Raw genomic sequence first — 12862 nt, 5'->3', positions numbered from 1 at the left:
GGGCCTGAGTCAGGCGAACAAGGCCATCCGGCCTCGTTCGTCCAGACTCAGCTGATCCCCAGCCGCTCCTTGATGTCCGGCAGCAGCCGCCGGCTGATCGGGATCACGCGGCCGCGGCGCGTCACGAACTCGGCCAGGCCGCTCTCCAGGTACTGCAGCTTGTGCACCAGGTCGATGTTGACGAGGAACTGCCGGTGGCAGCGCAGCAGGCTGGTGCGCTGCTGCAGGATGTTCAGGCGCAGCGTCGTCGCGTGCTCCTGGCCGTCGACGTCGCAGACGTAGATGCCGGTGTTGCGGGCCTCGACGTACTCGACGTCCGGCAGCTTCACGAACATCACGCTGTGCAGGCCGAAACACGGCACCTGGCGCAGGTGGTTCACCTCGGGCAGCACGCTGAAGTCGTGCTTGAAGAAGCTGTTGCGCAGGCGCTCCAGCGTCAGGTCGAGCCGGTCGGAGGTGACGGGCTTGAGCACGTAGTCGAAGGCGTTCTTCTCGAAGGCCTGCACCGCGTACTCGTCGTAGGCGGTCAGGAAGACGATGTGCGGCATCGTCTGCGGGTCCAGCATGCCCAGCATCTCGATGCCGGTGATCTGCGGCATCTGGATGTCCAGGAACACCACGTCGGGCTTGTCGACGTGGATGCGCGTGAGCGCGTCGATGGCGTTGCCGCATTCGCCCAGGATCTGGATGTCCTTGGCCGGCTCCAGCGTGCGCCGCAGGTCGCGTCGGGCGAAGGGTTCGTCGTCGACGATCAAGGCGGTGATCATTTCAGCTCAGGGCCTCCATGGGAATGCGGACCGTGGCCCGCGTCGACACCTGGCGTTCGCAGCTCATCGTGACGCCGTAGGACTCGCCGTAGCGGTTCTTGATGCGCCGGTCGACGATGTTCATGCCCAGGCCGCCGCCGCCGGGTTTGGGATCGTAGCGGCCGGCGTTGTCCTCGACGACCAGATAGACCGCCTGCCCGTCGTGGTGGCCGCGGATGCTGATGCGGCCGACGCCGATGATCTGCGCCGTGCCGTGTTTGATCGCGTTCTCCACCAGCGGCTGCAGCGTGAAGGCCGGCACGTGCACGCCAAGCAGCGGCTCGGGGATGTCGATGTCGACCGAGAGCCGGTCTTCGAAACGCGTCAGCTGGATGCCCAGATAGGCCTTGATGTGATCGATCTCCTCGGCCACGACGACGTCCTCGGTCGGGCGCTTGAGGTTCTTGCGCAGGAATACCGCCAGGTCGGTGAGCACCGCACGCGCCTTGGCCGGGTCGTCGTAGGTGATGGCGATGATCGTGTTCAGCGTGTTGAACAGGAAATGCGGGTTCACCTGCGCGTGCAGCAGCTTCAGTTCCGATTCGAGCAACAAGCTCTTCTGGCGCTCGTAACGGCCGTCGAGGATCTGGCTGGACAGCAGCTTGGCGATGCCCTCGCCCAGCGTGCGATTGATGGTCGAGAAGATGCGCGTCTTGGGCTCGTAGAGCTTGATCGTGCCGATCACCTGGCGGTTCTCGCCCACCAGCGGGATCACCAGCGCCGAACCCAGCTTGCAACTCGGGCTGATCGAACACTGGAACGGCACCTCGTTGCCGTCGGCGAAGATGACCTCGTTGGATTCGATGGCGTGGAAAGTCTGGGCCGACGAGATCGGCGTGCCCGGCAGGTGATGGTCGTCGCCGACGCCGATGAAGGCCAGCAGCTTCTCGCGGTCGGTGATGGCGACGGCACCGACGCCGGTCTGCTCGTAGATGATGCGCGCCACACGCGTGCTGTTCTCCTGGTCGAAACCGTCGCGCAGCACGCCGTCGACGTGCGCGGCGATCTCCAGCGCCTTGGCCGAGAAGGCGCGCGACTGGCGGTCGATGCTGTCGCGGCGGTCGAGCAGGATCTTGACGAAGATCGCCGCGCCGCCGGTGTTGGCGATCAGCTCGGGCAGCGCGATCAGCTTGACGATCTGCAGCGCCTCGTCGAAGGGCCGCGACAGCGCCAGGTCGATGCCCAGCTCGATCAGGATGGTGATGAAGGTCAGCCCGCCGGCCAGCGCCGGGCTGAACAGCAGCCGCGTCTTGCCGCGGCTGATCAGGTAGCGGTGCGTCAGGCCGCCGGCCAGGCCCTGCATCACGATGTCGATGCCCGCCGCCAGGCCGAACGAGCCGCCCAGGGTGTAGCGGTGGATGCCGCCGGTGACGCCGACCGCCAGGCCGACCACCGGCCCGCCGAGCAGGCCGCCGAGCACCGCGCCGATCGCCGGGGTGTTGGCGATCGCGTTGCCGCTGACCACCGGCAGGCCGAGCAGCGTGCCCATGATGCAGAACGCCGAGAAGATCAGGTAGCAGGCGATCCGGTGCGGCCAGCGGATGGTGGCGCGCGTCAGCGGGATGAACAGCCGCGTCCGGCTGAGCGCGTACGCCACCACCAGATAGACGCACATCTGCTGCAGCAGCAATACCGACAGCGAGACGATCGATTGCAGATTCAACGGCGTACCTCTTTACTGCTCCTGCGCGGCCGGCCGCGCCTGCGGGTGTCGGTACGCGACAGGCCACCCGCGGCGCGCATTCTGCGGCCGATGGTCACGCGCGTGCCAGCTTTCACGCCGCAGGCGCGCGCCGCCGCGGCGCGCCGTGAGTCGTGCCGTGCAGTCGTGCCGGCCGCGCCCGCGCGCGGCCGGCCCCGGCTTCAGGGCGCCCAGCGGATGCACTCCTGCTCGGGCTCGGCGGCCGCCGCCGACACCGGCGCCGCCATCTTCAGCGCGAGGCCGCCGCAGGAGGTTTCGCGGTACTTCGGGTCCATGTCCTTGCCGACCTCGAACATGACCTCGATGACCTTGTCCAGCGGAATGATCGGCGCGCTGGTGCGGCACAGCGCCATGCGGGCGGCGTTGATGGCCTTCACCGCGCCCATCGCGTTGCGTTCGATGCAGGGGATCTGCACCTGGCCGCCGACCGGGTCGCAGGTCAGGCCCAGGTTGTGCTCCATCGCGATCTCGGCCGCGATGCAGACCTGCTCGGGCGAGCCGCCCAGCAGTTCGGCGAGACCCGCCGCCGCCATCGAACACGCCACGCCCACCTCGCCCTGGCAGCCGACCTCGGCGCCGGAGATCGACGCGTTCGTCTTGAACAGCGCGCCGATGGCCGCCGACGCGAGGAAGAAGCGGTTGCAGTCGTCCTCGCCGACCTTGTTGATGAACTGGTCGTAATAGGCCAGCACCGCCGGCACGATGCCGCAGGCGCCGTTGGTCGGCGCGGTGACGACGCGGCCGCCAGCGGCGTTTTCCTCCGACACCGCCAGCGCGAACATGTTCACCCAGTCGATGATGTTCATCGGGTCCTTGGACAGCGGCCCGGCCGAACTCAGGCGCCGGTGCAGCGCCACCGCGCGCCGCGGCACGCGGAACGGCCCCGGCAGCACGCCTTCGGTCTTCATGCCGCGCTCCATGCACTGCGACATCTGCGCCCAGATGTTGCCGAAATAGCGGCTGATCTCCTGCTGGGTGTGCAGCTGCAGCTCGTTCTGCAGCACCAGGCCGGACAGCGACAGGCCGGTGCGGCGGCAATGCGCCAGCAGTTCGGCGGCGTTGGCGTACGGATAAGGGGCGGCGCTGTCGGCGTCGTCGGCGCCCGCGGCGGCGCCGTCCTCGATGACGAAACCGCCGCCGATCGAGTAGTAGTTCTTTTCCAGCAGCAGCCGGTCGGCGGCGAAGGCCTTCAGCGTCAGGCCGTTTTCATGCCGCGGCAGGCTGGAATGGTGGAAGGTCATCGCCGTGCGGCCGAATTCCACCTCGGGGCCGTCGAAACCCAGCTGGATGCGCTGGCTGGCGCGCACTTTCCCGATCAAACCGGGGATGGCGGCGACGTCGATGGTGTCGGGCAACTCGCCCATCAGCCCGAGCAGCAGTGCCACGTCGGTTTTGTGGCCGAGGCCGGTCAGCGCGAGCGAGCCGTAGACGTCGATCACCACCGACGTCACCTGCAGGAGTTTGCCCAGGCCCCGCAGGTCGTCGACGAAACGACGCGCGGCATTCATCGGGCCCAGGGTATGAGAACTCGAAGGCCCGATGCCGACCTTGTAGAGCTGAAACATGCTGATCATGATGAGATTCCCGTGCGGTTGACGCTGGAGGCCGTTTGCCGAAACCCGCGTTGGCGGGCCCGGCAGGCGGCTGCCGGTTTTCAGTGGCTGATCAGCGAATAGAAGATCGCGGACATCGCGACGGCACCGATGAAGGTCACCAGGACGTTGCTCGGGCTGTCGGCGTACTTGCGCATCGCCGGCACCTTGCGGATGGCGTACATCGGCATCAGGAACAGCAGGGCGGCGATGATCGGGCCGCACAGCGATTCGATCATGCCCAGGATGCTGGGGTTGATCGTGGCCACGCCCCAGATCGTCAGGAACATGAACAGCATGCTGCCGCGGTTGATCAGCTTGACGTTCGCCGACTTGTTGCGCGACTGCATCTGCTGCGCAATGAAACCATTGAGGCCTTCACGCGCGCCGAGATAGTGGCCGAGGAAGGACTTGGACATCGCGACGAATGCCACCAGCGGCGCGATCACCGCGGCCCAGGGGTTCTGGAACTTGTTGCCGATGTAGGACAGGATCGAGATGTTCTGTTCCTTGGCCGCCGACAGGTCGGCCGGCGACAGCGCGAAGACGCAGCTGAAGACGAAGAACATCACCACCACGACCATCAGCAGCGCGGCGTACTTTTCGATCCGGTCGGCCTTGGCGACGGCCTGCTTGCCGTATTGCTGCTGCTGCGCGACAGCGAAGCGCGAGATCACCGGCGAATGGTTGAACGAAAACACCAGCACCGGAATGCTGAGCCACAGCGTGACGCTGAACTTGCCCGCCGTCGGCACGCCTTGCAGGACCGCGCCGTTCCATTCGGGCACGAGGAACAGCGCCAGGCCCATCAGCACGAAGATGAAGGGATAGACGAGCCAGCCCATGACGCGCACGACCATCTTCTCGCTGCAGGCGACGACGGCGATGAGGCCGGCGGTGAGGATGAACGACAGGATCGCCCGGGGCCAGGGCGCGACGCCCAGCTGATGCACCATGAACGATTCGACGGTATTGGTCAGGCCGACACCGTAGAGCAGCAGGATGGGCAGGATGGTGAAGAAATAGAGCAGCGTGATGAGCTTGCCGGCGAGCGGGCCGAAATGCTCACCGACGACTTCGGTGATGTCGCTCCCGGGTTTCTTCGACGAGAGAATGAAGCGGATCAGGCCGCGATGCGCCAGATAGGTCATCGGGAAGGCCAGCAAGGCCATCACGAGCAGCGGCCAGATACCGCCGAGGCCGGCATTGATGGGCAAGAACAAGGTACCCGCGCCGATGGCCGTGGCAAACAGGCCCAATACCCACGTCGTATCGTGTGGTGTCCAGCTTGATTCAGCGACGGGGCGGACGGTGCCCGCGTCTATTCTGCTTGTGACCGACATTTCCTACTCCTCTTCGATGGCCCGTGATCGTTGAAGGTGAGCACGGTTGAGGGGCAGTCTAGGAATGCGAAAACGCCGCTGCCGGGGCAAATCCGGAGCGGCGGCTGGGGCGACGGAGTGGTCGGTTTGGCGCACGAGCGGGGGGCGCTCGCCGCCGCCACGCGGCACCCGGGGGCGCCTGCGGGCGGGGCCATCTTTCAGAGCGGGGACAGCTGGCGCGCTCGGCCTGGGCCGCCGTTCGCAAAGCGCCGCTCAGCGTGTGCCGCACCGCCTGGCGGCGGCGGGCGCCACCCAGCTGCGGGCCGGACGGGGAACGGCGCCCCGATTCTCGCCGGCAGTGCCTGAACGATCCGCCGCGGGCGAGGCGCCGAAAATCCAGCGCGAACCGCTCGGGGAGACGAACGTCAATCGCTCGTGATGGCGATAAACGCATCCCCCGAAAGGGTGCAGTCTCGCCAGTCGAATGCCATGCGGCGCCACGAAGAAACGTGAGCGCAGGCCCCGGAAGGATCCTCCATATTAGCGACGTTCGCGGTTGCGACAAATACGTGACGGCTGCCTTTCAAAACCCGCTCTGGCCGCAACACCGCCCCGCGGCTGAACCGCGGGCCGAGCGCCCCGCCGCGCGGAGCCCGGGCGGCAGGAGCCGTGCTCGTGCCGCGGGCGCGACACGACATGAGACCCGGCGTTCCCGCGCCCGTCCCTGACACCGCGCCCGGCTGGTGCCGTGCCTCGCGCCCATGGAACTTCTCGTGCTCAGCGACACCAGGATCTACGGCGATGCCGTCGGCCGGCTCCTGTCCGTCGCCCCGAACGACCCATGGCGCGTGCGCGTGGCCCACAGCATCGCGGACGCCGTCATCCAGATGGTGGCCGCGGCACCCGACATCCTGCTGCTGGACGTGCGCGTGGACGGCGCCGTGCATGGCCTGGACGTCCTGAGACGCGGCTGGCCGCGTGCCTACATCCTCGCCATCGGCGTCGACCCCTTGGTCCACCAGCCTCTCGTGCAGCGAGCCGGCGTCGACGAGGTGCTGCCTCCGGCAGCGCCGGCATCCGAGCTTCTGCGCCTGGTCGCGAAGCGCCACGGGGCGAACGCAGCCGGCTTTGCCCCTGCCGTCGCCGGCCGCGCTGCCAGCCGGGCCGATACGCTGTCGCTGCGCGAACTGGAGGTCTCCAGGCTGCTGGCACGGGGGCTGTCGAACAAGGACATCGCCCGCCACCTGGGCATCGAGCTGCCGACGGTCAAGAACCACGTCCACAACCTGCTGCGCAAGCTGAACGTCCGGACCCGGCTTCAGGCTGCGCTGCTGCTGGAGGGGAGCCAGGCCCCGTGAAGGCCTGGCGTGGCCACCGGGGACGCCGCGGCGCGGGCAACGGCGTCCCGGGCTGGCTGCCCCGGCTACAGCAGGGTCAGCACCAGCGGCAGCAGCGGCACCGCGATGCTCGCCGCCTGGCTGACGATGGCGCCGATCGTGTCGTACCAGGCCTTGCTGCCTTCATCGAGCTCCAGCAGGGACTTGTGCCCGCCGGAGCCGGCCGGGAGCAGTTCCTGGATCGCCCGCACGACATCGGGCACGACTTCGACGATCAGCGGGACGACCGCGGCACTGATCTTCGCCGCGATGTCGAGCCAGCCCTTGTCGTCGAGCGCCTTGGCCTTGGCCGTGCCCTTGCCGCCCAGGATGTCCAGCACCTGCGGGACCAGTTGAAGCGCGACCGGCAGGACCGCGTTCGCGATGCCGGCCGCCAGGTCGGCCCAGCCCTTCTGGTCGAGTTCGCCGGCGCGCAGCCCCTTCGTTGCGGCCGCAGAGCCACCGGCCCCGATGAACGCGGGAACGGCCTGCAGCAGGACCGGCACGGCGGCGGCGCCGATATTCGTGGCCAGGTCGGCCCAGTCCTTCTGGTCGAGTTCGACGGCCAGGTTCTTGCGCCCCGGCTCGTCGGCAGCGGACGCCTGCTGCACCGCCTGCAACACCGCCGGCACGAGCTTGATGGCGAAGGGCACCACCTTCTCCACGATGACGCTCGCGATGTCCTGCCACCCCTTGCTGTCGTCCTGGCCGAAGCCCTGGCCCTTGGCCGCCCCGGCAGCCACGGCCGGCCGGCCCTGGACCGCCCCGACGATGGTGGGCAGCGCGCTCACGACCGCCGGCGCGATCACGCCGCCGAGTTGCAGCGCGACGTCCAACCAGCCCTTGGGGTCGATCTCGGGCGCCAGGCCCTTGGAGCCGCCGTTGAACACGACGAAGGGCCGCGTTTCCAGGCCATTCGGCGCGATCGGGGTCTTCAGCGTCGGCGTCTGTGGATGGCCCATGTCCGTCAGCAGATTGGCCGCACCGTTGGCCAGGTCGAGGGTGCTGCTGGAGGCGCCGAGCGTGTCGATCTGGTTCATCAGCGCGTACGTGAAGACCGACTTGTAGTTGGTCTTCTGGTTGCCGTCGCGCGCCGTCTCGTCATCCTTGCACGCTGCCAGCAGCAGCGCGCGGGACTCCTCGAGCTTGAGCGGCAGCACCAGCGCACCGGCGCCGGGAACGTAGCCCTTGCCGTCATCCCTCGACGCCGCACCACCGAACGGCCGGTGCACGAGCCCCACCACGCGGCGCCCGGCGTAGGTGTCGTTGAAGTCCTTGGTGTCCGGCACCCAGGTCTTGGGACGGCCGCCGAGGTCCACGATCCGGCCGTCCTCGTCGAGGAAGAACTTCTCCGCCCCGCCGGAGAAGCAGGCGTCGAGCAGGATCGTGAAGGTCCCGTGCGGAACGCCCACCATCGCGTCGCGCAACTCCTGCTCGTCGAGGAACGTGTGGTCCTGCATCACCAGGGTATCGCGCAGTTCCTGGCCGTACTCCTTGCGGTAGCCGTGTCCCGAGAAGAAGAACAGCAGCCGGTCGTCCCTCGTGGCCCCTTGCAGCAGGCGCTGCAGGCCCGACTTGACCCGGGCCTTGGTCGCCGCCTCGTCATGCAGCTCGGTGACGTCGCCGCTGTTGAAACCGAGCTTGGTCTTCAGCAGCGCCGCGACGGCCTTGGCGTCATTGACGCAGCAGGACAGCGCGTTCGATCCGGCGTAGTTGTTGATCCCGACTACAAGTGCCTTGTTGGCCATGGAGTGCCCCCTATGTCACGTAGCCCAGCAAAGACGCTGGGTGGGTGCATCGTTCATCTGGAGCGCGGCCGTGAACATGAAGCTTTGGGTCCACCGGGGGCGGTTCTGAGGGATGGGGGACTGGGCCCTTGGATGCGGCGCGGTCGACGGGAACGGCAGGATCGGGAGGAGCCGACGCCGCACCTGGGCACCATGTCGCCAAGAGCCCGGCGCCACCGCGCGGACATCGTCCGGCCTCGAGCCATCGCCGATCTGCCAGCACGGCAGGCGAATGCACGCATGCAGGAGCACGTCAAACATTCGCGGCGAGGGGCGCTCCAGCGCCGGGCGGGCCGGGCCCTTGGCGGCTTCAGGGGGCCAGGAAAGAAGCAGCCTGCTTCAATGGTGGCGAGCCCCACAAGCGCAGGCAGGCGTCGAGCAGAAACTCGTCTTGATAGTGGCCGGCCGCCAGCGAAAGTCCGACAGGGATGCCATCGACCTGAGCCAGCGGAATAGTAATCTCAGGCAGCCGTGCCACACCAGCAAACGCCGTGACGGCCATGGTCCGGTCGTAATAATCAAGAACGACGTCCAGATTACTGCTCGTCAGCACGCCCTTCTTCGGGGCGAGCACAGGCGCCGTCGGATAACAGAAAACATCGCCCGGCTGAGTGAATGCCGCAACCCGCGCAAAGAGAGCCTCGCACAAGTTCAAAGCAGCGCTCATCGCACTGCGATCGAACCCTTCGACGTTGCGGTATCCCGCGCGGAAGTTGGGCCCCTGCTCCGGCTGGCTTGCGCGAATCCAGCCGCCAAGGGCGTTGGCGATCTCCGCCGTCTGAAGCACCCGAAGCGCGTTCTCGTTGCACGACTTCAGGCTCACGTCCAGACCCGTGATGTCGCGCAACGAAATCGACCTGACGGCGAGGTGAGGCAGGCCGTCAAAATGCGCGATGCAGCCAGATAATGCATCCTGAATCGCCGGGTCGGCAATATCGAAGGCTTCTTGCAGCAGATAGATGTTCTTGACACGTGGCAACGCCAGGTGATCACTGCGAAGAAGCACGCGCATCGCCCGCCGCAGAACCGATAGATCCCGCGCCAGCACGCCCACGGTGCTGACACTTGGCGCGAAGGGCAGCACCCCGGCTTCGGATATGCGATGAAGACTCGGCCGCATCCCGTAGACGCCACAAAGGCTGGCGGGAACCCGGATCGATCCGCCACAGTCGGTGCCCAGCGCAAAGTCGAGCAAGCCGCATGCGACCGCCGACGCGGAACCACTGGAAGAGCCACCGGGAATTCGGTCCGGCGCTCGCGGATTCACTGGCGTGCCATAAAAGTAGTTCTCGCCATCCAGGCTGTAGGTCAACTCGTCGGCGATCGTTTTGCCGACACAGCGTGCCCCCGCCATCAAAAGCTGCTCCACGCAAACCGCGTGATAGGCGGCTGGCGGATGCGTTTCACGCCACGGCTTGCTGCCATAGGACGTCAATCGATCGCGGATATCGATGTTGTCCTTGACCGCAAAAGACAAACCATCCAGCGAGCCGGACTGATAGGGAGGTATTTCGAAGAGCTCGACAAACGCGTTGGAGGACTGGAAATCGTAGGTCTTCATTGGCCGTCCGCGATTACACGCGATCTTTGGCGGCAGCACGCCGTACCGGACGCAGCATATCGGAGCATCCTCGCCTGGCAACCACGCCCGGGCAAGCCTGCGCCGCAAGAGCGTCTTGCATAGTTAATCCGCACCGCCCTCCCGCACACACCGCGGCCGCGCCTCGTCCGCTCGCTCGAGGTCCAGCATCTGCCGCCAGCGCGCGTACTGCGCCTGCAGGTGGGCGGCCGTCTCGCCCCGCAGCACGGGTTTCTGGCGCTCGCCGCCCAGCAGCCAGAAACGGAACCAGTCGACGTTCCCCTGCAGCGACAGCAAACGTTCGGGCTGTCGCGACAGCGCGTGCGCGCCGCCGGGGATGACGATCATCTCGGCCGGCTTGTACTGGCGGCGCAGCAGCGCGTAGATGTCCCAGTTGTTGTGCACCAGCGGGCCGTAGCTCTCGATGCAAACCGCCGCGCGCACGCAGTCGGTGTGCAGCGACGGGTCGTTGCGCACCCAGCGCTGCAGCGCCTCGCCGAACGGGCGGCCCTGGTTCGCCTGCTCCTTGCGGCGCAGGATGCCGTCCTTCATCGCGTAGGTGACCGTCATCGAGAACAGCGTGTTGACGCTGACCGCCGGCGCGGCCAGCGACCGATCGGCATGCATCCGTAGCTGTCGTCCGAGATGTTTCAACCCACGCTGACCGCCGACGCGGCCAGCGACGGAACGCGGCGCGGGCGGCGGTGTACGAGGTGCTGTTTCAACCCACGCTGACCGCCGACGCGGCCAGCGACATGCCCGCGAGCGCCTGGTCGTTCCAGACCTGGCGGTTTCAACCCACGCTGACCGCCGACGCGGCCAGCGACGTCCTTTTCGTCCCGTTAGACCTCGGAGCGCGACTAGCGCACGCCCCAAAGCCCACCCGCCTGTTTCACATCACGGCCATCGCCAACCTGGAGGCGATCCTCGCCACCGGCGCGCTGCTGTCCAAGAACCGCGGGGCCACGGCCGGCATCAACTACCAGAACATCGCGCACGCCGGAGCCCAAGGCGTGCGTGCCGTTCGTGAGGTACCCAACCCGCCGGGCGGAGTGGTGCACGACTTCGTGCCTTTCTACTTCGCACCACGCTCGCCGATGCTCTACGCCATCAACGGCGGGCGGGTGGAGGGAAGCGCCTGGCGGCAGGCCGACATCGTCCACTTCGAGACCACGGTCGAGAACGTCACCGCGCTCGGGCAGCCGTTCGTGTTCTACGACCGGAACGCTACGCTGGCCTTCAGTACCGCCTACACGGATCTGGCGCGTCTCGACACGGTAGTGGCCTGGGATCTGATCACCGAGCGGCCGCAGCTCGACGGCTACTGCAGGTCTGGCATACGGTTCCGTCCACGGAGCGCTATGCCGAGCGAATGGAACGCCGCCAGGCCGAGTTTCTGGTGAAGGACCACACGCCGCTGAGCTGCATGACCCGAATCGGCGTCATCGACGAGGAACGCCAAGCCCAGGTTCAGCAACTGGTGGCCCGCGCGGGCCTACCATTGCGCGTGGACGTCATGCCCAACTGGTACTTCCAGGAACCCGACATCGTGATCAAGCTGACCCAGGGCGACCTGCTCAAGCAAGACGACGTGGACGCGATCGTCAACACGGTGAACTGCGTCGGCGTGATGGGCAAGGGCATCGCCCTGCAGTTCAAGAACAAGTGGCCCGCCAACTTCGATGCCTACGCCGCGGCCTGCAAGGCGGGGCTGGTGCGGCCCGGCCGGATGTTCGTGTTCGACTCGGGCGGTCTGGTGAAGCCCAACTTCATCATCAACTTCCCGACCAAGGATCACTGGCGCGGCTCGTCCAGCATCGATTTCATCCGCGACGGCCTGGTGGACCTAGTGTCGCAGGTGCGACGCCTGGGCATCCGCTCGATTGCCGTGCCCCCGCTGGGCTGCGGCAATGGCGGACTGGACTGGAGCGAAGTACGACCGCTGATCGAAGCGGCGTTCGCCGAACTCCCGGATGTCGAGGTTCGGCTGTTCGAGCCGGCCGGCGCGCCGGAGCCCAAGTCGATGGAGGTTCGCACACGCCGCCCGCGCATGACGCCGGGGCGTGCCGCCATCGTCAAGATGCTCGACACCTACCGCGGGCTGAACTACGGACTGTCGCGGGTTGAAGTTCAGAAGCTTGCCTACTTCCTGCAGGAAGCCGGCGGGCCACTGGCCTTGCACTTCGTGAAGCACCACTACGGCCCGTACTCCGACCCGCTGCGCCATGCCCTCGACAAGATGGAAGGCCATTACATCCGCGGCCTGGGCGACGGGACGGTGGAAGCGGAGATCGAGCCCACGGAGGACGCGCTGGCCGAGGCAGAGGCTTTCATTGCCGCCCAGCATTCGGACCTGGCCGAACAGGTCGCCCGCGTCGGGCGGCTGATCGAGGGTTACCAGTCTTCGTACGGCATGGAACTGCTGGCCTCCGTCCACTGGGTCGCCACGCGCGAGGATGGCGTCACGTCGTCCGATGACGCGCTGGCCGCCGTGCAGGCGTGGAACGATCGCAAGCGCCGCCTGATGAAGCGCGAGCATGTCGCCGCCGCGTGGCAGCGCCTGCAAGACGAGGGCTGGCTGAAACCGCTTGCCGAAGGCCCGACGCACACGCAAGCCGTCTTGGCTTGAAGGCTTCGGGGCGCCGCGCCTGGACCACGGCGGAGGGGCAGGAACACCCCGCTCAGCGCTGTCCTTCGG

General features: G+C 67.0%; 10 protein-coding genes. 3 read left to right on the top strand and 7 right to left on the bottom strand.

Translation table 11 applies throughout. The annotated features are described in order from the left end of the window. Nucleotides 1-47 precede the first annotated feature (47 nt). The 4 genes from btsR to CKO43_RS16580 all read right to left on the bottom strand — a co-directional run bounded on the left by btsR (nucleotide 48) and on the right by CKO43_RS16580 (nucleotide 5443). The gene (btsR, locus tag CKO43_RS16595) at nucleotides 48-767 is read right to left on the bottom strand and encodes a two-component system response regulator BtsR (RefSeq protein ID WP_200231223.1); all 720 of its coding nucleotides are present in this window, start codon (nucleotides 765-767) and stop codon (nucleotides 48-50) included. A 1-nt stretch (nucleotide 768) separates the two neighbouring features. Then, on the bottom strand, nucleotides 769-2469 hold the full coding sequence (locus tag CKO43_RS16590) for a sensor histidine kinase (RefSeq protein WP_242481207.1): 1701 nt from the start codon (nucleotides 2467-2469) through the stop codon (nucleotides 769-771). Nucleotides 2470-2669: 200 nt separating this feature from the next. Further along, nucleotides 2670-4085 (bottom strand): L-serine ammonia-lyase, encoded by a 1416-nt coding sequence (locus CKO43_RS16585; protein ID WP_346728269.1) that lies wholly within the window; start codon nucleotides 4083-4085, stop codon nucleotides 2670-2672. A 77-nt stretch (nucleotides 4086-4162) separates the two neighbouring features. Further along, complete coding sequence (locus CKO43_RS16580; RefSeq protein WP_200231225.1) at nucleotides 4163-5443, bottom strand: serine/threonine transporter; 1281 nt, start codon at nucleotides 5441-5443, stop codon at nucleotides 4163-4165. Nucleotides 5444-6183: 740 nt separating this feature from the next. Between CKO43_RS16580 and CKO43_RS16575 the strand changes: the two genes are divergently transcribed. Then, nucleotides 6184-6780, top strand: coding sequence for a response regulator transcription factor (locus tag CKO43_RS16575; protein ID WP_200379281.1), 597 nt, complete (start codon nucleotides 6184-6186; stop codon nucleotides 6778-6780). Between the two features lie 65 nt (nucleotides 6781-6845). On the opposite strand, the gene CKO43_RS16570 is transcribed toward CKO43_RS16575, so the two are convergent. From CKO43_RS16570 to CKO43_RS16560, 3 genes are all read right to left on the bottom strand, one after another. Then, nucleotides 6846-8546 (bottom strand): caspase family protein, encoded by a 1701-nt coding sequence (locus CKO43_RS16570; protein ID WP_200379280.1) that lies wholly within the window; start codon nucleotides 8544-8546, stop codon nucleotides 6846-6848. Nucleotides 8547-8895: 349 nt separating this feature from the next. Further along, nucleotides 8896-10146 carry an amidase family protein gene (locus CKO43_RS16565; protein ID WP_200379279.1) on the bottom strand — a complete coding sequence of 417 codons (1251 nt, stop codon included), beginning with the start codon at nucleotides 10144-10146 and terminating at the stop codon, nucleotides 8896-8898. A gap of 123 nt (nucleotides 10147-10269) precedes the next feature. After that, nucleotides 10270-10791, bottom strand: coding sequence for a hypothetical protein (locus CKO43_RS16560; RefSeq protein WP_430699160.1), 522 nt, complete (start codon nucleotides 10789-10791; stop codon nucleotides 10270-10272). A gap of 77 nt (nucleotides 10792-10868) precedes the next feature. On the opposite strand from CKO43_RS16560, the gene darT reads away from it, so the two are divergent. After that, the gene (gene darT / locus CKO43_RS16555; RefSeq protein WP_431191962.1) at nucleotides 10869-11567 is read left to right on the top strand and encodes a type II toxin-antitoxin system toxin DNA ADP-ribosyl transferase DarT; all 699 of its coding nucleotides are present in this window, start codon (nucleotides 10869-10871) and stop codon (nucleotides 11565-11567) included. Further along, nucleotides 11537-12793 (top strand): type II toxin-antitoxin system antitoxin DNA ADP-ribosyl glycohydrolase DarG, encoded by a 1257-nt coding sequence (darG, locus tag CKO43_RS16550; protein WP_200379278.1) that lies wholly within the window; start codon nucleotides 11537-11539, stop codon nucleotides 12791-12793. The genes darT and darG overlap by 31 nt, the downstream gene beginning before the upstream one ends. Nucleotides 12794-12862: the final 69 nt, after the last annotated feature.

It is taken from the genome of Rubrivivax gelatinosus, from assembly GCF_016583785.1.
In the GTDB taxonomy this organism is placed as follows: domain Bacteria; phylum Pseudomonadota; class Gammaproteobacteria; order Burkholderiales; family Burkholderiaceae_C; genus Rubrivivax; species Rubrivivax gelatinosus_B.
The sequence above is the reverse complement of the archived record's forward strand: the minus strand, read 5'-3'. Positions and strand labels throughout refer to the sequence as shown.